General features: G+C 69.2%; 16 protein-coding genes. 8 read left to right on the top strand and 8 right to left on the bottom strand.

What is annotated here, in order from left to right; genetic code table 11:
* Positions 1–149: 149 nt before the first annotated feature.
* Positions 150–743: a PadR family transcriptional regulator gene (locus ACLJQE_RS37760; RefSeq protein WP_410644378.1), complete on the bottom strand. Its 594-nt coding sequence runs from the start codon at positions 741–743 to the stop codon at positions 150–152.
* A gap of 97 nt (positions 744–840) precedes the next feature.
* Here ACLJQE_RS37760 and ACLJQE_RS37755 point away from each other — a divergent pair, with 97 nt between their 5' ends.
* The gene (locus tag ACLJQE_RS37755) at positions 841–1,662 is read left to right on the top strand and encodes an SGNH/GDSL hydrolase family protein (protein ID WP_410644377.1); all 822 of its coding nucleotides are present in this window, start codon (positions 841–843) and stop codon (positions 1,660–1,662) included.
* A 76-nt stretch (positions 1,663–1,738) separates the two neighbouring features.
* On the opposite strand, the gene ACLJQE_RS37750 is transcribed toward ACLJQE_RS37755, so the two are convergent.
* Positions 1,739–2,515, bottom strand: coding sequence for a hypothetical protein (locus ACLJQE_RS37750; RefSeq protein ID WP_410644376.1), 777 nt, complete (start codon positions 2,513–2,515; stop codon positions 1,739–1,741).
* 314 nt (positions 2,516–2,829) lie between these two features.
* Here ACLJQE_RS37750 and ACLJQE_RS37745 point away from each other — a divergent pair, with 314 nt between their 5' ends.
* The 3 genes from ACLJQE_RS37745 (at position 2,830) to ACLJQE_RS37735 (ending at position 5,572) form a co-directional block, all read left to right on the top strand.
* Positions 2,830–3,234, top strand: a complete 405-nt coding sequence (locus tag ACLJQE_RS37745) for a hypothetical protein (RefSeq protein WP_410644375.1) — start codon at positions 2,830–2,832, stop codon at positions 3,232–3,234.
* Positions 3,235–3,424: 190 nt separating this feature from the next.
* Positions 3,425–4,426, top strand: a complete 1,002-nt coding sequence (locus ACLJQE_RS37740; RefSeq protein WP_410644374.1) for a hypothetical protein — start codon at positions 3,425–3,427, stop codon at positions 4,424–4,426.
* 252 nt (positions 4,427–4,678) lie between these two features.
* On the top strand, positions 4,679–5,572 hold the full coding sequence (locus ACLJQE_RS37735) for a fructosamine kinase family protein (RefSeq protein ID WP_410644373.1): 894 nt from the start codon (positions 4,679–4,681) through the stop codon (positions 5,570–5,572).
* A 134-nt stretch (positions 5,573–5,706) separates the two neighbouring features.
* Here the strand turns inward: ACLJQE_RS37735 and ACLJQE_RS37730 are convergent, their stop codons facing one another.
* A complete protein-coding gene (locus ACLJQE_RS37730; protein WP_410644372.1) occupies positions 5,707–6,792 on the bottom strand; it encodes a hypothetical protein in 1,086 nt (361 codons plus the stop codon).
* A 124-nt stretch (positions 6,793–6,916) separates the two neighbouring features.
* On the opposite strand from ACLJQE_RS37730, the gene ACLJQE_RS37725 reads away from it, so the two are divergent.
* The gene (locus ACLJQE_RS37725) at positions 6,917–8,362 is read left to right on the top strand and encodes a family 43 glycosylhydrolase (RefSeq protein WP_410644371.1); all 1,446 of its coding nucleotides are present in this window, start codon (positions 6,917–6,919) and stop codon (positions 8,360–8,362) included.
* A 108-nt stretch (positions 8,363–8,470) separates the two neighbouring features.
* On the opposite strand, the gene ACLJQE_RS37720 is transcribed toward ACLJQE_RS37725, so the two are convergent.
* The gene (locus ACLJQE_RS37720) at positions 8,471–8,608 is read right to left on the bottom strand and encodes a hypothetical protein (RefSeq protein ID WP_410644370.1); all 138 of its coding nucleotides are present in this window, start codon (positions 8,606–8,608) and stop codon (positions 8,471–8,473) included.
* Between the two features lie 68 nt (positions 8,609–8,676).
* Here ACLJQE_RS37720 and ACLJQE_RS37715 point away from each other — a divergent pair, with 68 nt between their 5' ends.
* Positions 8,677–13,233, top strand: coding sequence for a hypothetical protein (locus tag ACLJQE_RS37715; RefSeq protein WP_410644369.1), 4,557 nt, complete (start codon positions 8,677–8,679; stop codon positions 13,231–13,233).
* A 232-nt stretch (positions 13,234–13,465) separates the two neighbouring features.
* A complete protein-coding gene (locus tag ACLJQE_RS37710; protein ID WP_410644368.1) occupies positions 13,466–15,010 on the top strand; it encodes a carboxylesterase/lipase family protein in 1,545 nt (514 codons plus the stop codon).
* Positions 15,011–15,024: 14 nt separating this feature from the next.
* On the opposite strand, the gene ACLJQE_RS37705 is transcribed toward ACLJQE_RS37710, so the two are convergent.
* Both ACLJQE_RS37705 and ACLJQE_RS37700 read right to left on the bottom strand, forming a co-directional pair.
* On the bottom strand, positions 15,025–16,464 hold the full coding sequence (locus ACLJQE_RS37705) for a carboxylesterase/lipase family protein (RefSeq protein WP_410644367.1): 1,440 nt from the start codon (positions 16,462–16,464) through the stop codon (positions 15,025–15,027).
* A gap of 25 nt (positions 16,465–16,489) precedes the next feature.
* Positions 16,490–17,395: an MBL fold metallo-hydrolase gene (locus ACLJQE_RS37700; RefSeq protein ID WP_410644366.1), complete on the bottom strand. Its 906-nt coding sequence runs from the start codon at positions 17,393–17,395 to the stop codon at positions 16,490–16,492.
* Between the two features lie 101 nt (positions 17,396–17,496).
* Between ACLJQE_RS37700 and ACLJQE_RS37695 the strand changes: the two genes are divergently transcribed.
* The gene (locus ACLJQE_RS37695; protein ID WP_410644365.1) at positions 17,497–18,399 is read left to right on the top strand and encodes a helix-turn-helix transcriptional regulator; all 903 of its coding nucleotides are present in this window, start codon (positions 17,497–17,499) and stop codon (positions 18,397–18,399) included.
* 234 nt (positions 18,400–18,633) lie between these two features.
* On the opposite strand, the gene ACLJQE_RS37690 is transcribed toward ACLJQE_RS37695, so the two are convergent.
* Entirely contained in the window at positions 18,634–19,377 is a 744-nt protein-coding gene (locus ACLJQE_RS37690; protein ID WP_410644364.1) for an SDR family oxidoreductase, read from the bottom strand.
* 69 nt (positions 19,378–19,446) lie between these two features.
* On the bottom strand, positions 19,447–20,601 hold the full coding sequence (locus tag ACLJQE_RS37685; RefSeq protein ID WP_410644363.1) for an IS110 family transposase: 1,155 nt from the start codon (positions 20,599–20,601) through the stop codon (positions 19,447–19,449).
* Between the last annotated feature and the right edge of the window lie 297 nt (positions 20,602–20,898).

Here is a 20,898-nt window from a genome sequence, read left to right as displayed (position 1 = left end):
AAGGCGGGGTCATCGACGACCTCATGAACACGCCGGCGCCGACGCTCCTGGCCGCCGATCCGCACTGAACGACGAAGGTGCCGCGATGCCCACCAGCAGCCGCCCGAGCGTCGACTTGCCCACGCCCGAACGGATGCTGGTCGACAGCGCTACCGGGATTGATCCGAGCCAGGCGCCGGGTGATCGTTCCGAGTCGCCCGATCACGCAGGAGTGCGGCGGCCTGCACAGACCAGTCGTGGTGTTCCTGCTCGAACCGCCGACCGCGCAAGCACGTCAGGTAGGGCCCGATCGGAGATCCGTGACGCAGGTAGGTCTCCTCGTCGAGATCCCCGCGGAAACGCCGCAGGATCTTGTCGAGGATCTCCACCTTGGCCGCGGCGGCCGCGGCTCGTTGCTCCAGTTGCGCGATCACCGGTGCCGCGTCGACGTGGTCGACGGCTTGGACCTTGACCAGCAGGTCGTCGCGGATGAACGACGGCTTGCCCACAGCGGCGGCGAAGTGCGCCAGTTCGGCGAGGCCGGCGTCGGTGACCATGAACAGCCGCTTGTTGGGACGGGTTTGCTGGACCACCTCTCGGCCGCTGATCAACCCGTCGTTCTCGAGCTTGGACAGCTCCAGGTAGAGCTGTTGCGGTTGGGCGTACCAGAAGTTGGCGACGCCCACGTCGAACGCCTTGGCCAACTGGTAGCCGCTGTACTCGCCGGACAGCAACGCCGCGAGCACAGCATGCCGCAGACTCACCGGCGCATCTCCTTGTCGTCCGATATCGGGGCAAGTCCATCATAAGCATGGTTATGATTAGTCAACATTATGACTAGGAGGATGGCGTGATCGACCGATGAGGCCCCAGGAGAACTGCACCCAGGAACCCGTTCGGAGCGGCAATTACCTGCGCTACGTCGCCTTGGGTGACAGCCAAACGGAAGGCGTCGGCGACGGTGACGACATCGTGGGCCTTCGGGGTTGGGCTGACCGGCTCGCCGAACACCTCACCATCGACAACCCCGATCTCCAGTACGCCAACCTCGCCGTCCGCGGCCGCCGCGCGGACGAAGTCCGGTCCGAGCAACTGGGGCCGGCTCTTGCACTGCGTCCCGACCTGGCCACCGTTGTCGCCGGAGTCAACGACCTGCTCCGGCTCCGAGTCGAGACCTCCACGGTGGCCGATCACCTGGAAGCGATGTTCGCCGCGCTCACCGACTCCGGAGCCCGCGTGGCGACCGTGACCTTTCCCGACCTCACCAGGATCATCCCCCTCGCCCGACCGGTTCGCTCCCGCATCCTCGACATCAACGATCGGATCCGTGCCGCAGCCGCCCGGCACGGCGTCGCCGTCGCGGAGATCGCTCGACACCCCTCCGTCGCCGACCGTCGGTTCTGGAGCGAGGATCGGTTGCACTGCAGCCCCCTGGGACATCAACTGATCGCCGAGGCGGTCGCGCACGCCCTGCAGGTGCCCGGCAGCAACGATTCGTGGAACGAACCTCCACCCCCGTTGCCCATCCCACCGTCAACGCACTGGCGCGCCACCGCTGAACTGCGTTGGGCAGCCACCTTTCTCGGCCCTTGGCTCGGCAGGCGCCTGCGCGGCCAGTCTTCCGGGGACCAGCGCACAGCCAAACACCCTCAACTCCACCGCATCGAGAGACCGCAGAGCTGAGTGTTGTTGACGTTGAGCGCCGTTGACAGCTCGGCATACCCTGGCTCGTGCGATCGAGATCGGTTCGCGAGCGCACTCACCTGCTCAGCAGGTATCCCGCGGCGAGCAGGACCGGGCCGGCGATGCTCCCGATCAGCAGGCAGCCCCGGCTGGTCCGCAAGCCCCGCTCGATGTCGGCGCTCAGCTGCTCATGGGTGCGGCCGGTGACGAGGTGCCGTCCGGCGCCGAGCACCGGGCGGCCGTCCCAGAACCCGGGCCGGCCCTGGACGTGCAGCGGCTCGCCGATCGGCAGGACGTACTCCCGCACGCTCCAGCCCCGCGAGTCGGACAACCACCCGCGCCGGAACGACTTCTCGCTCAGGACTCCCCGGGCGATCAAGCCTTGGAGGTGGACGCTCTTCTTCGCCGAGCTGACGTCCTCCTCCACGACACGCCGCAACGGCGGGCTGTGGCCGGTCCGGCTCGACCGGTGGTCCGGGTGCACGAGGCGCCCGTCGACGAGCACCGGACCACTTTCGTCCCGCACCTCGAACGCCATGGCGCCACCGGCTTCCCAGACCAGCCGCGTCGAAGGACCGTCGCCGCTGATGTTCTCCTCCACCTGGCTGAAGTACCACGCGCACGGCTGGCCGGACAGCGGTGCGACCAGCGGTCCCGCGGGGCCCGGACCGGCCCGGCCCTCCACCGCGCACAGCCGCTTCCCCGGCCCGGTCACGTCGGCGCACCGGGAGACCGGCAACCGCGCGATCCGCCTGCGCTCGCGGTGCGAACCCCAAGTCAGCAACGCCCACACAGGCATCAGGACGGTCAACGCGAAACCGATCGCGACGAGTACGACCGCCAGCGCCGTCATCCCCGACCTCCCTGCCGCGACCTGGGGAAAAGCGTACGGGGAGCGACGCCGCCGGCGGACCGGAACGACGGAAGTCGTCCTCAGGGCCGTCGCGTAACGCGGCGTCGGGCCGGCGAGGTCGGTAGTCGATCATGCTGTCGTGGTGCGGGTGGTCACAGCGTCGCAGCCGGAGTGGATTGCCCCGTTCACCGGCTTGGAGCGTGGGGCAGCAGGGTGCCGCTCCCGGGGAGGACTCAACCGAAAGCGCCTGCCGGGCGTGGAGGGAGCGGCCGGTCGCGTCGACCGGCCGAGGTAACCGCAGGAAAGGAACCTTCATGCGCATTCTCCGGTCACTCGCGGCCACCGCCGCGGTCGTCGGCGCCCTCTTGGGTGCGACCGCGACGGCCGAAGCGGCGAGCACCACCAACTGGCGGATCGAGTACGGCGCGAGCGTGACGGCGGGCACCATCTCGTGGACCGACGGGCGGTCGGCCTCCGTCAACGGCAACGTCCACGCGGTCAGCGGTTACCGCGAGACCTGCGTCTGGGGCGTCAACGGCAGCACCACCACCGAGATCGCCTGCTACGGCGCCAATCCCGGGAAGGACCACCCGTTCTACCACGGGCTGACCATCGACAAGGTCGGCGGCGTGCAGCTCATCCACATCAGCTTCTACGACGCGTACAACCACAAGCTGGGACAGCGTGGCTGCACCCGGAACGGCTGCGTCGTCGAGTGATCCGGCGGTCGGGCCCTCAACGATCTCGGGGGCCCGGTTCCGCCGGTGGGCGGCGGGGCGGGCGTAGGTCGTGAGCGCGGAACAAGCCGTGTAGGCCTCGTGTAGCGCCACTCGATACGGTGAGGCGGTTCGCCGATATCACCCGAAAAGGTGATGGCGAGGACCCCCTGCCGCGCTACCGAAGGAACGCATGAAGAGCCGCACGCAATGCGCTGGATTCGCCCTCGCCCTGATCCTCACCGGGATCGGCGGCACACCGGCCGGCGCGAGCCCGGCCGAGGGCCCCCAGGACTTCGGTCCGGTCGTCGTCACCGGGGTGCCCAAGTCAGCCACGCCGCCCGCGAGGCCCACGCAGAAGGTGGTGCAGCTGGCCACCATCGACACCGCGATCTCCGCCGGGGCGACCGCCTACGTCTACTCGGAGCTGCGGGCCTACAACGCCGACCAGCCGAACCTGATCGACAACGAGATCCGGTGCACCGGCGCGGGCAGGTCCAACGTGGTCATGGGTGAGAACGTGCTCCCCGCGACGCACCCGAACCCGGCGCTGCGGGACATCACGATCGTCAACCGGTTCCTCGTCACGGCGACGAGCAGCGGCAAGCTGACCTGCGTACTGTACCTGCGCACGAACTCGACCTCGGCGTTCGAGGCCCGCGAGACGGTGGCGGGGACGCTGAGGTTCGCCTCGACGGCGGTCGGCGGGGACGCGAACGGGACGGCCATGCAGCGCTCGCTCCCGGTCGGCAACCTCCCGGTCACGACCACCGTGGTCGCGCCGGTCGTCACCGCGACGCTGCCCGCCGGGTACCGGCAACTGGCCGTGATCGCGGACGTGGAGTTCCACCGCGGCCCCGAGCCGACCCCGGACAGCCCGATCCACTATTCGACGGCCCGCTTCACTCTCACCGCAACCACCTCGGGCGGCCCGGCCTGCGCGAGCGCGCCGGTCGCCCAGACGGAGGAGACGGTGGTGCGCACGGTCAACCACGCCGCCATCCCGCTGTACACCAAGGTCGCGGTCAACCCGGGCTGCACACAGGTGAGCGCCAAGGTGACGACGACGTACATCGCGGGCAACCCGGGGACAGTCGGCGGCGCGGCGCCCGGCCTCACCGACGAAACGGGCGAAATCGGAACGACCCCCAACCACACCTCGGCGATGACTCACCTGTTCGTGGTGCCGAGCTGACCACGTGGCCGGCGGCGGTTCCGGTGCGTCCGCTCGTCGTCCATTCCTTGAGCAGCACGCCGAGCGCTGCCTTCCCTCCGGTGGCCTCGACCACGCAGCGCAGGCCGAAGAGTGCCCGGCCGGTCGTGGCCGCGCTCTGGGTGTCCGGGCGACCGCGAACCTCGCCGGCGCAGCCCCGTAAGCGGTCACCGTGCCATTCCGGCTGTCTCCGACGCCTACGTTGCCCGACGGACGACCGTGATTGGATCCCACGTGGAAGCAGACCTGCTCGTCCAGCGCCTGCGCGGCGCCGGCCTAACCCCCGAGGCGGTCGTCCCGGCAACCGGTGGGGTCGTCGCGCTGGCAGCTCTCGTCACCGTCGAGGACGGCCGCCGGCTCTTCGCCAAAACCCTGACCACGCCCCGGCCGGACCTGTTCGCCGTCGAAGCCGCCGGCCTGCGCGCCCTCACCGAACTCGGCGCCGCACCGACTCCCCGAATCATCGTCAGCACACCCGAACTGCTGGTCCTCGAAGCAGTCGAACCCCGCCCGGACGACACCCGGTTCTGGGAACGAGCCGGACGCACCCTCGCCCACGTCCACACCACCGCCACCGGCACCCGATTCGGCTGGCGCCACGACGGCTGGCTCGGCCGGCTCCGCCAGGACAACACCTGGACCGACGACGGGCACCGCTTCTTCGCCGAGCGACGCATCCTGCGCTGGCTGTCCGAGCCACTGGTGGACGCCGCGTTCGACGCCGCGGACCGCGACGCCCTGGAGCGGCTGTGCGCGGCGCTTCCCGACATCGTGCCGCCGCAACCGCCGGTGCTCAACCACGGCGACCTGTGGACCGAGAACATCCTCGCCACACCGGCCGGTGACCCCGTGTTCATCGATCCCGCAGTGTCCTACACCTGGGCCGAATCCGACCTGTCGATGGTCTGGTCGGCGAACCGGCCACCCGAATCCGACCGGTTCTTCCCCGCCTACGCCGAAATCGCCCCCTTGGCCGACGGCTGGCGCGCCCGGATGCCGCTGCTGCACCTGCGGGAGTTGCTCAGCATCATCGCCCACGACGACGACGATTGGGGCGCCGCCACCGCGGTGCGCGAAATCATCGCGCCGTTCGCCCGCCGGCGACCAGGCAAAACCGGACCTACCTGACGATCGGCCCGCCCGCGCGGATCACCTCGCACACCATCGGCGCGACCGCCGGCCGATCCCCCGATCGAACAGGGCGATTTCGCCGGGGGACGTGCACCGGGCGGTCGGTGCAGGTTCTCAAGATGGACGGCCCGCTAGCCGCCGTAGCGCTTGGCCACCTCGTGGAAGGCCACCTTCGGGGTCCAGGTGGTCGGGTCGTCGGCCGGGACCTTCACGATGCCGAACCCGGCCTTGTCCAGGTCGCGGCGCGGGTCGTCGTGGTGCGGGTAGTCGGGCATGGCGAAGGTGAAGACGAAGCAGCCGTGCACGCCGGCCTCGTTGTAGAGATCGATCAGCTCGCCCAGATAGCGGGCCTGGGTTTGTTCGTCCCTCGGGTGATCGCCCTTGATCACGGGTTCCTCGGCGAACCAGTCGACGATCCGGAACGAGGCCGGTCCCCTGCGGTCGGCGCCCTCGTAGGCACCGCAGCCGAACTCGGTTATGATCACCGGCTTGTCGTTGTCCCGCACCAGATCTGTCACGCGGCGGGCGTATGCAGCATCGTCGGTTCCCGTCCGGTAAAGGCTGATGGCCACCGAGTCGAACCGAGACCAGTCGACCTCCTCCCAGCTCGCCGCCCCGTAGCCGACCGGGCCGCCGAACACCCGCCGGGCCGTCTCGGCGGCCCGGCCGAGCAGGACGTCGAGTCGCCGGTTGATTCGCCGTCGCACGAGCAGGCGTGCCTTGAAGATGACCCGCAGCCGCAGGAAGGACCACCGGCCGGGCACGATCCCGCGAATGGTGTGGGAGAACTCGCTGCCGACGAACAACGTCACCCGGCCCGGATGACGTGCGCGCAGTTCTTCGGCCGCTACGCCAATTCTCTCCAGGTGTGCCAGCACCTCAGGTTCGCGGCAGTCCTCCAGGTTCGGTCGGATCCACACGTCCAGCCCGGCTTCCAGTGCGTACTCGGCCGCCGCGACGAGCTGGTCACCGTCAGGACCGATCACCGACACGGTCGTGCAGTGCAGTTCGTCGTGGATGGCCTGGAGGTCCCGCCGAACGACGTGCTCTGGAGCGTCGTCCACCAGGTAGGTCATGCCCCGAAGGGTCAGCATGCGATCACACCCCCTTTCGGCCGCCGGCGATTGCCACGACGTGCCCCCCTTGATTCCGTATCGTGCCATGCTCGATGTCCCCCACGAAGTCGCCCACTCACCCAGGTGGACTGACCAGCGCACCGAAACGTCTTGTTGACATCCCCGTAACCGCCGGAGAGGCTGTTAGCGCTCACATCGCACCTGCTCGTGCGCCAGAACCCCCTGGCTCGCCAGCGCGGTCCCTCCTTCCCCCAAGGAGCCCCCTATGGCAACGTTCATCCGCCTCCGGCAGAGATTGGCGGTCGCGCTCGGCGTGATCATCGTGCTGCTGGCAGCGTTCGCCCCGCCGGCCGGCGCGCAGTTCATCACGGTCAACAACCCGGTCATCCAGCAGCGCGCCGACACCGCGATCTACAAGCACACCGACGGCTACTACTACATGACGGCCTCGGTCCCCGACTACAAGCGGGTCGAACTGCGACGCGCCACGACACTGCAGGGCCTCGGCAGCGCCGCGACGGTCAACGCGTTCACCGCGCCGTCGAGCGGCGCGCTGAGCGGTTGGATCTGGGCGCCGGACATCCAGTTCATCGACGGCGCCTGGTACATGTACTTCTCGGCCTCGCCCAGCACCGCGCAGTTCAACCAGCGGCTCTACTGGATCCGCAACACCTGCGCCAATCCGATGACCTGCGCGTGGAGCGCGCCCCAGCGCTTCAACACCGGCTGGGATTCCTTCCAGCTCGACGCGGCCTCGTTCGTCAATCGCGGGGTGCGCTACTTCACCTGGGCCCAGGACAGCCCGTCCACCAACTTCAACAGCCACATGTACATCGCCCGGATGAACGGGCCCACCGGCATCACCGGCACGGTCACCGAGATCGCGCGCCCGACGTACGCCTGGGAGATGGAAGGCGTCGCCGGCGTGGTGGAAGGGCCGTCGCCGCTGGTCAAGAACGGCCACGTGTTCATCGCCTACTCGGCCTCGGCGACCGACTCCCGGTACAAGCTGGGCCTGCTGTCGGCCGGCGACACCGCGGACCTGCTGGACCCCGCCTCCTGGCGCAAGAGCCCGAACCCGGTGTTCCAGACCGCGAACGGGGTCTACGGCCCGGGCCACGGCAGCTTCACCGTGGCCGAGGACAACCGCACGGACGTGCTGGTCTACCACGCCCGTGACTACGCCAACCCGACGCCGGACGCGCTCACCGACCCGAACCGGCACACCCGCTTCCAGCAGCTCTACTTCAGCGACAAGGGCGCCCCGTTCTTCGGCCAGCCGCTGCCGAACGGAATGACCGCGCCCGGCATCCGGGGCCAGCACAGCAACCGCTGCGTCGACAACTACGACTTCGACACCACGCCCGGCGCGCTCATTCGGTTGTACAGCTGCAACGGCAACGCCGCGCAGGAGTGGGAATTCAACTACAAGGGCGTCAGCTGGTACGAGATCCGCAACCGCAACACCGGTACCTGCCTGACCGACATCAACGCCAGCACGGCGCTGAACGCCGACGTCGGGCTGGTCGCCTGCAACAACTCGACGGCCCAGCAGTGGCAGATCATCGACCAGGGCAACGGCTGGTTCTCGCTGCGCAACGTCGCCGGCAACATGTGCCTGGACAACTACGATTGGAAGGCCGAGAACGGTGCCCGGCTCTCGCTCTACACCTGCAACGGCTTCGCCGTCCAGCTGTGGCGGCGTGGCTAGAGCAAGAACGGTGGCGTAAAGCAGGGCTGCGGCCCGGATCGATCCGCGCTTGCGTGAGATCGGTCCGGGCCGCTCCCTGCTACGGCGTTGACCTGTTGAGGTGCTCGGTCACCGGTCGCGGGAACCACGCCAGTAACGCAGGGCCTGGTCGGCAGCGACTGTGAGGGAGATGGTCGCCGCCAGCGCGCGCAGCCCCACGGTGACTGCGGGAAGCACGTCGACGACATGCCGGATGAAAAGGATCATGGTGGTTGCTCCTGTCCGTCGTGGTCGGTATCCACGGTCGGACCTGAACCGTCTATTCGGGTGCATCGGTGGAACTGGACGAAACTGGACGAGCGGGAACGGCGGGTCTCCCCGCAGCGGCTGCGGTCCTAGCCGAGTTGAGAGAGCTGGCGGGCGATCCGGGCCACGAGGACCTGATGGCGTTCGCAGCGAGGTCGGCGTCCCCGCACCGGTTCTCGAGGAGCACGTTCTACAACTGGTTGTCCGGGAAGGCGCAACCCGAGCGGCACAATCTGAACGGGTTCGTCTCGCTCTGCCTGGGCTACGCCGACGCCCACCCGGCGGTCTCCAGCCTCGGCGACGGGCAACGCAGCATCAGCCACTGGGTGAAGCGCTACCAGGAGGCACTCGCCCCCGCCGAGCTGGTCCCCGGCACGGCGGGGGTCGTCGGATCGGCACCGAACGACGAAATCGCCGCAGATCGCGCCGCCGCGGTGACGGCCATCCTCGATCAGGGGTTCACCGGCCGGCGCTGGGTGATCGACGAGATCGACCGGCTGCTGCGGAACCGGACGAGCGGGTACGTCTGGGTGGAAGCCCCAGCCGGGATGGGGAAGTCGGCCTTGGCGGCCTACCTCGTGCACTCCCGCGGCTGGATCGGGCACTTCTCCCGGATGCGGCGCGGAAGGACCGTGGCGGTGGCGTTGCGGAACCTCGCCACGCAGCTGGTCGACCGACATGGGCTGGGAGGGGAGGTCGCGCCGGCGGAGCAGGCGTGGACGCCGGAAGCGTTCGACCGCATCCTGGCCGGCGTAGGCCGGCAGCCGGGTGCGCCGGTTGTGCTGGTGGTCGACGGCGCCGACGAGGCGGGCACCGACGCCACTTTCGACGATGAGCCGCAACCGTGGGGGCTGCCCGCGCAGCTTCCCGACGGGGTGGTGCTCCTGGGGACGTACCGCACCGGGCACGCGCCGCCCAGCGTCGACCCCACCGCGGTGGTGCGCATCCGGCCTGACGCCGAGGAGAACCAGCGCGATCTCGTCGAGCACCTGCACGCCGTCACCCGGAGCGGTGCCCTGTCCCGCAGCGTGGCCGCGGCGGGCCTCGATGCCGGCGCGTTCGTCGAGGAGCTGGCCGACCGCAGCGGCGGAGTATGGATCTACCTGAAGTACGTGCTCACCGAGATCGAGAACGGGGACCGGGATCCCCGCGACCTGGCCTCGTTGCCCGTGGGACTGTCGGCCTACTACGCCACCGCAGTGCGACGATGGGCATCGAACCGCCAGTGGCACGATGTCTCGCTGCCCGTGCTGGGCACGCTCGCCGCCGCGGGCGAACCCCTCCCCAGCGCTCGTCTCGCCGCGCTGGCCGGCGTGGACGAACAGGACGTCCTCCGCTGCTGCCACGGATGGCTGCGACCGTTCCTGTCCGTGGCGCCGCCTCCCACCCGCCGGTCCGGGCCGGGGGAAGCTACGCGTCGCGAGTTCGCGATCTACCACGACAGCTTCCGCGAGCTTCTCACCGGCACCGGCGACCTCGCTGGTGGCACCGCGCCTGGGCTGTCGGATGCCCTCGCCACGGCTACGACGACGGCGCACAGCCGGATCGCCGCCCACTACCTGGGCCGGTTCGGCGGACTGGCTGCGCACCTGCCCGTGCCGGCCGCGGATCCCACGGCGGTGGCCGCGATGGACGACGGTTACCCGCTGCGGCACCTCGCTCGGCACCTCGCCGCCGCCGGCCGTGCGGCCGACCTGCATCAGCTCCTCCGCACGGAAGGCACCGGGGGTGCAGAACGAACGGGCAACGTCTGGTTCGCCGCGCACGACCACGCGGACACCATCGACGACTACCTCACCGACGTCGCCCTGGCCCGCGCGGAGGCCGAACACCGCACAGACCTCGCGCTCGACCGGCACCGCCCTGCCCCGAGCCTCGCCGAGGAAATCCGCTACCACCTCGTCGCGGCCTCCGTCGCGAGCCTCACCACCACCGTCCCGACACCTCTGCTCGTTGCCCTGCTCGATCACGGCCGGTGGACTCCGCAGCGCGTGCTCGCCCATGTCCGGCGCCTCGCTGACCCGCTCGACCGGGCACGCGCGCTGACCACGGTCGCGCCGCATCTCCCGGCACCGCAGCGGAGGGTCGCGTTGTCGGCAGCGCTGACCGCGGCCGGCGCCGTTTCGTTCGCACACACGCAGGCCCGGGCGTTCCTCGACCTGATCCCTCATCTGCCACCCGTGCAACGGCCGGTGGCCGTCGAGCGGGCCCTGGCCGCGGCCCTACTCGTCTCGAACAAGCACGACCGGGCACAACTGTTCGCGGAGCTCGCACAACACCTGGACCACGACCAGCTCGAGACGGTGTTGGAACTCGTCACCGGCCCCGAGATCGATCTTTCCGGTGCCGTGGTCTTGACCCAGCTGGCGCCGTACCTGTCCGCCGCGCAGCTCGAGACCGCGCTGGCCGCCGCCCAGACCATCGTCGACGAGTACGCGCAGGTCAGAGCACTGACCAGGCTGATGGGCCAGCTGCCGCCAGAAGGGCGGGCGGGGATTCTCGCAGCCACGCTTGACCGTGCCACGGCGCTGACCCGGCCGGACTACCGGGCCCGGCGGCTGGCTGAGCTCGCGCCTGTGGTGCCGCCGGAGCAGCGGCCCGCTGTTCTCGCCACCGCGCTCGCCGCGTGTCACGCCGTCGACGACCGGTACTTCCAGGCAGGTGCCTTGCTCGAACTGCTACCGCACCTCGAAGGGGACCAACGGGACGAGGCTCTCGCGACCGCACTGTCAACCGTTGTCGAGCTACTTCACGGCGAGTATCCGCACACGGGGGTGCCGCTGCTCAAGACGCTGATCTCCGACCTGTCCGCCGCACAGATGAGGACCGTCCAGACCTCGGTCCAGGACATCGCCGGCACGCCGCACCGGGTCGAGGTGCTGGTGGCGTTGGCGTCACGGTTGCCGCCCCCGCAGGCGTCCCAGGCCATCACAACCGCGCAAAACGTGCACTGGGGCCACTTCGACGACCAGGCCAGGGGCGCGGCGTTGCTCAGCCTGGCACCGCACCTGACGCCCGGCGACCTCGGGTCCGCGGTGGCGAACGCGACGACGATTCCCGATCGTGACGCCCGCATCACCGCGCTGGCGGGCCTGGTGCCGTTCCTGCCGCCACCTGAACGGTCTCCCACGCTCGCGCACGCGTTGGCCCTGGCCACGGAGATCGCCGACCACCAGGCACAGGTCACGGCACTCGCGGGTCTGGCGCCGTACCTGTCCGCCGCTGAGCGAGCCGCCACCACGGCCGCCGCATTCGACACCGCGGCTGCCATCACGGACAACCGCTCCCGGGTCAGCGCGCTGCGTGCGCTGATGCCCTACCTCACCCCGGAACAACTCGCGACCACACTGCGTGCGGTGACCAGCTTCGCGGAACCGTTCGAGCGCGTGTGGTTGCTCGCCGCCCTGGCACCGCACTTGGACCACGCGCAGCTCACGGATGCGCTCGCTGCAGGCACCAAGATCTACGATGACCACTACCGGGCCCGCGCGATCGAGGTGCTGGCACCGCACCTCACGCCGGAGCAACTCGACACCGCACTCGCGGCGACCAGCTCCATCGGCAACGAGTACACGCGGGTGAAGGCGTTCGCTGCGCTGGCTCCCCACCTGTCGCGTGCGCAGCTGACCACAGCTCTGACGAGGGTCACGGACTTGGAAGATCCCTCGGCGAGGGTGGAGGCGCTGGCCGGGATGGCACCGCATCTGGCGCCGGAAGAACGCGCCGCGGTGCTCGACACCGCATTGGCCGCCGCAGCGGTCTCCGAGGACGACCTGTTGCGGCTGACGACGCTGGAGCAGCTGGCCCTGCACCTGCTCCCCCGTCACGTGGAGACCGCCCGGGACATCGCGCTTGCCATCGTTCGCCGGGACATCCGGCCCACGGCGCTCGCGGAACTGGCGCCGCACACCGAGCCACCGCACCGAGCCGAGATCCTGGCGACCGCTCTCGCTGATGCCGAATCGGCAGCCGGGATCGGCGGCCGCGTCAAGTTACTGGCGCGGATCGGGCCAGGCCTCCCCCCTGATCAACGCGTGGAACTGTGCCAGTCGCTGCTGGACGAGATCCTCGGCGGGAACCGGGTCGTGTACTGGAATCTGGACGTGTGCCGGCTGGCGCCCTGTCTGACGTCCGGTCAGCTCGACATGGTCCTGCACGAGGTGCACACGCTGGCGAACGAGAACGGCCGCGCCGGATTGCTGGCCGGCCTCGCGCCACACCTGAACACGCGGCAGATCGCAGACGCGCTGGAAGTGGCGTTCCACATCACCGGCTCGCACCAACGCGCCAAGGCGCTGACCGCACTCGTACCACATCTGTCGGCTGATCAACTCGTGGCTGCCGCCGGCGCGGCACACGCCGGCGACACCGGAACCCGGACGGCTTTGTTAGCCCACGCCGCAGAGCTCGGACTCGATCGTGAAGCGCGGGTAACAGTGCTGCGTGCGGTGCTGCGGGGAACGAATCGCGCCACGTGTCTCGCGCTGGTGCCTGAGACTGCCTCGTTGCTCACCGACCTCGCGCCCGACGACCATGCCCGCGCCTTGGTAAAAGCGCTTCATGACGTGACCAGGTGGTGGGCATGACCACGCTCCAGCCGGTAGGCCGCACGGGACGTCGGCCCGGACCATCGACGGCACCTTCCTCGGCGCGTACCGGTAGTGCGTTGTCAACGGTCTGAGCCGACAGCGGTTGTCGAGACTCAGTTACCTGAGTATCAGGAATCCTGTCCTTGATCAGCCAATTACCCGTCAGTAGGTTCTGGGCATGCCCCCAGGTCAGCGCCATCCACGCGGACGAGCCGCAGTCGTTCTTGCCATGTCGGTGTTCCTGCTCATCGTCGTCCCGGCGTCCTCCGGCATGGCGTCACCGACGTTCGGAGACCAGGTCACCGTCACGCAAGGCCAGTTGCAGGGCAAGACCGATTTCGGCAATCGCCAGTTCCTCAACATTCCCTACGCGGCACCGCCGACGGGGGCGTTGCGGTTCCGGCCGCCGCAGCCACCCTCGCCGTGGCCAGGTGTTCGCGACGCCACCCGCCAAGGCAACATCTGCCCGCAGAGCCTGCCACTCGGCAACGTCAGCGAAGACTGCCTGGTGCTCAACGTGACCACACCGCCGGCAGCGAAGTCCACGAACCTCCCGGTGATGGTGTGGCTGCACGGCGGCGCGTACACCCTCGGCTCCGGCGCGGGGTACGACCCGAAACCGCTGGTCACCAAAGGCGACGTCATCGTCGTCACACTGAACTACCGCCTCGGTTCCTTCGGCTACCTCGCCCTGCCCGGCCTGGCCACGGAAGCCGGCACCACGGGCAACTACGGGATCCTCGACCAGCAAGCCGGCCTTCGCTGGATACGTGACAACATCGCCGCCTTCGGCGGGAACCCGCGCAACGTCACGATCTTCGGAGAGTCGGCGGGCGGGCACAGCGTCTGCATGCAGCTGATCTCCCCGACCGCGGCGGACCTGTTCCACAAGGCCATCTCCCAAAGCGGTGGCTGCGTCGGCACCGCCCTCGGCCCGGCGGCGTTGAACACCGCGTACTCCGTCGGCGATTCCTTCGCGAAGAAAGTCGGCTGCCCGGACACCGCCGCACAGGTCACTTGCCTACGCGGCAAGCCGACGGACGAGCTGATCAAAGCCCAAGGCGAGGCACTTCCGCTGCAGGCCGAGCTGAGCTGGACGCCGACGATCGACGGAAAAGTCGTCAAAGAGCCCACCCGGGACGCACTGGCCACCGGCCGGTACAACAAGGTCCCCATGATCAGCGGAACCAACAAGAACGAGGGAAACCTGTTCGTCGCGCTCGGCTGGCACCTCGGCAAGCTACGGCGGCCCACCGCGGCCGAACTCGAGACGGAGATCCGCGCCAGGGCAGGTACGGTCACTCCCGAACTGCTGGCAGCCTACCGGCCTGAAGCGCCGGACAACGCGGACGCGGCCATGTCCGGCGTGATCACCGATGGCGCCTTCGCCTGCCCGAACGAATCGCTGGTACGGACCATGACCTCGCAACCCGGACAAGCCGTCTACCAATACGAGTTCGCCGACCCACAGCCGCCCTACTCGTTCCTCGACCCGCTCATGCCCCTGGAAGACTTCCATTCCGCCGAACTGTTCTACCTGTTCGGCACCGTACAAGGACTCCCCTCCCTACTGGACCTCCGGCAGCACCGGCTGTCACAGCAAATGATCGGATACTGGACACATTTCGCCACCACCGGCAACCCGAACGGCCCCGGACACCCCGCCTGGCCGGCAGCCACCACGGCCACACCCTCCCCCGTCCAGAACCTGACCTCGGAAGGCACCAGTCCCCGCACGACGTTCCCCGCCGACCACCACTGCAATCTCTGGTAAAGGTCGACCGCTGCTCAGCTTCCGAGGATCTCCGCCGCGGGTTGTTGCGGATCGTATGCGGCCCAGCCCGGATTCCCGGTGCCGGCGAACGCGATCCAGGCGGTGTGCACCCGGGCCGCGAGGCCGTCCGGGGCGGGGTCGGGGCCGAGCAGGCCGGTGTCGCCGTGCAGCCAAGGCTTGTCGGCGATGTCGAAGACGAAGGGCAGTTCGACGGTGTGGGTAGCGCCGAGCCGTCCGTTCAGGGCCGTCGAGCGATACCCGAACGAGTAGACGTGTGTGCGGCCGCCCGAGATCTGTGCGTGGGCTTGGGCCATGCGGGCCGTGCCGGCGCCGAAGAGTGCCTCCCCCAGCACCGCGGAGCGCAGCTCGCCCGGTGTCGCGTTCGGCCGTGCCGCGCGGTGCGCGGCGACCTCGGTCTCCGGGTCCGCACCCACCCTGGCGGCGAGAGCGAGCACGTCTGCCGTCGTGGAGGACTCGAGATTGCCTTGCGGTACCAGGTAAAGGTGTCCCTCTTCGGTGTTGGTGCCGATCAGCAGGTCGACGTCGCGGGCCGGCCCGTCCGTGAGACTGCCGGCGGGCTGGACCGCGAGGACGAGGCTGAACGGGCTGAGGCCGGCCAGCGGGTCCGTGGCGGTGCCGGTGCGCAGGTCGAGTCCGGCCAGCGCGGGCAGGATCTCCAGGAAACGCTCGTCCGGGATCGCGGCGAAGGCTTCGGCGGTCGGTTCGGCGCCCAGCGCGGCGGCCGCCGTGGCGGTGACTCGGTGCGCCTGTTCCGGGGTGAAGGCGCCGGTGCCGCTGCCGCTCTGGACGATCGCCCGCCGGAACAGGCCCTTGGCCTCCGGTGTCGCGAGTAGCGCTCCGACGAGTGTGGCGCCCGCGGACTGGCCGAAGATCGTGACGTTGTCCGGGTCGCCGCCGAACGCGGCGATCGTGGCGCGCACCCAGTTGAGTGCGGCGAGCACGTCGAGCAGGCCGCGGTTGGGCGGCGCGCCCTCCAGGTCGAGGAAACCGGGGATGCCGAGGCGGTAGTTCACCGTGACGAGGACGATGCCGTCGCGGGCGAACGCGCTGCCGTCGTAGAGCGCGGCGCGGGTCGAGCCGGTGACGAAGCCGCCGCCGTGCACGAAGACCATGACGGGTCGCCTGCCGCCGTCGGCGGCGGGCGTGCGGACGTCGACGGTCAGGTACTCCTCGCCCCGGACCCAGCCCGGCCCGAAGTAGGGGGTCATGTCGAGCCTGCCGAAGTCGCGGACCGGCTGGGGAGCCGTGGGCGAAGGTTGCGTGCCGTCGCGGACGCCGGACCAGCCCGGGTGCGGCTCGGGCGGCGCGAAACGGCGGGCGCCGATCGGTGCTGCCGCGTACGGGATGGCACGGTAGAACTCGCCGGAGTCGTCGCGGGCGCCGCGAACGACGCCCACCGGGGTTTCGACGACCGGGTTTGCGCACTGGGTCATGGGAAGCGCTTCCTTTCGGGGAGTCTCAGGAGAGGCGGGAGAACGCCGCCCACTCCTTGATCGCGAACTTCGACCCGGTGCGCTCGACCTCGGCGGCGCCCTGTCCGCCGAAGTGCGCGGGGAAGACGAGCGCGTTGTTCTCGGCGGCGTGGCCGAGCAGCTTGTGCCGGGTGGCCCGGGACTCGGCCGGGTCCTCGCAGAAGCAGGAGTTGGTCTCCGGCTCCACGATCTGCAGCGCGGTGTGCACCAGGTCCCCGACAAACAGGGCCCGCTCCCCGCCGGACTCCAGGGCGAGCACGGACGAGCCGGGGGTGTGCCCGGGAGCGAGATCGAGCCGCAGGTTCTTGTCGATCCGGTACGACCCCTCCCACAGGTGGGTCAGGCCGGCCTGGTGGACCGGCGTGACGCTGTCCTCGAAGACGTTCTGGTTGCCGCGGCCCAGCACGGACTTGTGCTCGTTGGCGGGGTCCCAGAACTCGAAGTCCCGCTGCGTCATCAGGTACGTCGCATTCGGGAACGTCGGGACCCAGGTACGGCCGTCGAGCCGGGTGTTCCAGCCGACGTGGTCGACGTGCAGGTGCGTGTTGACCACGATGTCGACGTCCTCCGGCCGCACTCCGGCGGCGGCGAGGTTGCCGAGGTAGTCCGTGTCCAGACGGCTCCACACGGGCGAGTACGGCCGGTCCTTGTGGTTGCCGACGCCGGTGTCGACGAGGATCGTGCGCCCCTCGCTGCGCAGCAGCCAGGACTGGATCGCCGACTGGCACTCGTCCGTCCGAGGGTTCCAGAAGTCGGGCGCCAGCCGGGCGCGATGCTCGTCCCACGAGCCGTCCGGGCTCTCCGGGAAGAACTCGCCCGGGGTCATTTCGACCGAGCCGTAGAACTCCTTGATGCGGGTGACCGTGACATCGCCCAAGATGATCTGCTCCATGGCACCGAGCCTGGACACGCGGGCACGCACGAACCACTCCCGCGTTGTCCTACCCCTCGCGGGGTGTGGCTGGGGTCGGACCGGACCCGGATACTGGGAGCATGGACGGACCTGGCCCCCTCGGCGATTTCCTGCAGGCCAGACGGGCGCTGCTGCGACCGGAAGACGTCGGCCTGCGCGATTTCGGGCCCCGCAGGCGGGTGACCGGGCTCCGGCGTGAGGAGCTGGCCCAGCTGGCGGGCGTCAGCGTTTCGTACTACACGAGGTTGGAGCAGGGGCTGTCCCGCGGCGCCTCGGCCGAGGTGCTCGACGCGATCGCCCGCGCCCTGCTGCTCGACGACCACGAGCGCGAGCACCTCAACCGGCTCGCCGGGGCCGCCCGCCACACCCCCCGCGCGCGCCGTCCCCGGCCCGAGAAGCTCGCCGACGAGACGCGCGACCTCCTGCGCGCCGTGGACGGCGTCCCGGCGCTGGTGCTCGGCCGGCGCACCGACGTGCTGGCGTGGAACACGCTCGGGCACGCCCTGCTGGCCGGCCACCTGGACTTCGGCAGCCCGGACAACCCGGCGGGGCGGCCGAACACGAGCCGGATGCTGTTCCTGGACCCACACTGCCGGGAGCTGTACACGGACTGGAAGAGCAAGGCCCGCGCGGTAGTCGGCAACCTGCGGATCACCGTCGGCAAACACCCGCAGGACCCACTGCTCGCAGAGCTGATCGGCGAGCTGACGATGAAGAGCCCGGAGTTCGTCGCACTCTGGGGCGACCACCGCGTGGCACCCTGCGACGCCGCGTCCTACGAACTGCACCACCCCGTCGTCGGCACGGTGACCGTCACACAGCAGACACTGTCGATCGCCCGCTCACCGGAACAGGTGCTGATCGTGTGCACGACCCCCACCGGCTCCCCCTCCGAGGAGGCTCTCGCACTACTCCGGCAAACAAGCAGCGGCCAGGCGCCTCACGCGGGCAACGTCGGTGCTCCCATGCGGACAATCCGCTAGGTGACGAACGTCAGCTGAGCGCTCGGGGATCGGAGGGACCATGCCGATCCCCTACAGCCTCCCGATCCCGGGGATGATCAGCCGCGGAAGGCGGAGGCGTTGTCGCGGGCACAGTCGGCGAAGGTGAGCGCGGGCCGACCTGTCGTCCCACGACGCCGTTGGCTCCGGCGATCAGGATCATGATGGTTGTCCTCTGTTTTCTGTGTGTTGCCGGGTGCCGGTTACGGTTTGCGGTTACCAGCCAACGGGGCCGAGGCGATCGATGAAGATCCCGGTCGGTCCATCGGCGTCGAGCGTCGCGAGTTCGATGATCGGGTCGGTGCCCTCGGTGACCGTCAGCTGGCCGGTGTGGTTGTTCATGTCGGTGGCGGTGAACTTGCGGTTGACGACCTCGCCGGGGGTGATGGCGTTGAACTTGATGTTCGGGAGCGCCTGGGCGTACCGGACGGTGATCATGTTCAGCGCCGCTTTCGACGAGCTGTAGGCGAGCTCGTGCATTTTCGAGACGGGCTGCGTCGGATCGGCCATGACCGCAAAGGAACCGCCACCGCTCGACACCATCACCACCCGTGCGTGGTCCGCCGCAGCCAGCAGGGGAAGGAACGCGTGCGTGACCCTGACCGGCCCATACACGTTGGTGTCGTAGACGGAATGAATCTCCTCGGCCGTCGCGTCCGCGGGCGGGACAGCCTTTCCCGGCGCGCCGGCGTTGTTGATCAACACGTCCAGCCGGTCGGTGTGCTTTCGCACGAGCTGTACGGCGTCGGCCACCGACTCGTCCGAGGTCACATCCAGCGGGACCATGACCACGTTCGCGCCACCGGCAGCCAGCTTGTCGGCGGCCGCCTGACCCCGGCCTTCGTCCCGTGAGCCGAGGAAGATCGTCCAGCCCAGCTCACCGAGCCGCCGGGCCGCTTCAAAACCGAGTCCCTTGTTGCCTCCGGTGATCAGCACCGAGGTCTGCTCTTTGTTCGTCATGGCCACCAGACACCGCTTTCCGCTCGGCTGTGACCACCTGTGAACGACCTCACATGGCTCCCCTCTGTGTCAAGCAGACGGGGAAGCCGTTGTCCTATCCTTGTGGGCGGCAGGCTCGGGAAGTGACTGTTCCGAAGTGTTGACCACGGGGTTCAAGTCAGCCGCGCTGGAGTCAGGAGCCGCCCCCGAATGTCCTCCCGGGCCTGCCGCTGCGCGCTCGGCGTCGCGGGCCATCCGGCGGTAGACGACATCGGACAGGCGGCGTCTCAGACACCGCATCGCTTCCATACTCGTCTTGCCCTCAGCCAACCTCCGCCGGTAGTAGACACGACCGGGGGTGTCGTGACGGAGCTGGACAATGGCCATCACGTGCAGCACCCGGTTGATCCGGCGGTTTCCCGCCCGCGACAGCCGATGCCGGCGACGATCACCAGAGGACGCCTCCAACGGCGCCGTGCCGTTCCAGGACGCGAACCGACCCTTGTCGGCGAACCGGCCGATATCACCGATGTCGCCGAGCAGGCGAGCGGCGCCCGACGGGCCGATCCCGAACAGCTCCAGCAGCGTGCTGCCAGTGGCCGCGACCAGCTCACCCAGTTCGGTGTCTGCGGCCTTGATCCGCTTGTCGATGCGGTCCAGCTCGGCGACCAGGTCCGCGGCCAGCCGCCGACGGGTCCTGCCCACGACATCACGCGGCCGCACCGACACCAGCAGCGCGCGGGCCTGGGTGGCGGACAGGAACTTCTTCGCCCCGCCGGGCAGCAGCTCCAACAGCAGGCGATGCAACCGGTTGACGACCTGGGCGCGAGCATGGCCCAGTTCGTCCCGATGATCCACCAGCAAACGCAGCGCCACGGTCGCGTCATCGACCTGAACCTGCCGCAAACCCCTTGTGCGCAAGGCAACCACCGCGACCGAGTGCGCGTCGACCGGGTCGGTCTTACGGCCCTGGCCGGTGGCGAACACCCGCACCCGCGCCGAGAGTTTCGCCGGCACATCGACTACGGTCTCACCGTCGGCGACCAAGCGCTGCGCGAGGTGGCGGCCGATACCCTGACAGCCCTCGACCGCCCACACCCGCTGCGGATGCCGACGACCAGCGGCCAGCATGCGGCAATAGCCGTCCTGATCGGTGCCGAACCGCCCGGTGTACAGCACATGCTCACGCTCGTCGATGATCTCGATGGTGGCAGACCGCTTGTGCGGATCCACGCCGATGATCATTGGTGTCACGCTGTTCTCCTCGCCGTACCCGGGTTGGTATCAGGCGAGGTGGGCAGCGCTACTTCGAGCTGAGCAGACCCCTCTTGAGCCACACCCCGCCACGGTGCTCGACGAGGGCACGCCATGTGAGAGCCACACCCGAAAAGCGTGGTGGGCAGCCGATGAGAGAGCCACCCGTCGAACACCTCGACCAAGCCTGGCCCGGCTTCAGTCGTACCGCCATTCAACAAGTAGCCGATGAGCGGAGGCGGCAGCTTGACGCACGAGACGACTTCCAGGATCAGCCGACCTCGTCGC

The sequence above is a fragment of the Amycolatopsis sp. lyj-346 genome (genome assembly GCF_046548975.1).
Classification (GTDB): Bacteria; Actinomycetota; Actinomycetes; order Mycobacteriales; family Pseudonocardiaceae; genus Amycolatopsis.
Note: the sequence above shows the minus strand (reverse complement) of the source record. Positions and strands in the feature narration are given on the sequence as shown.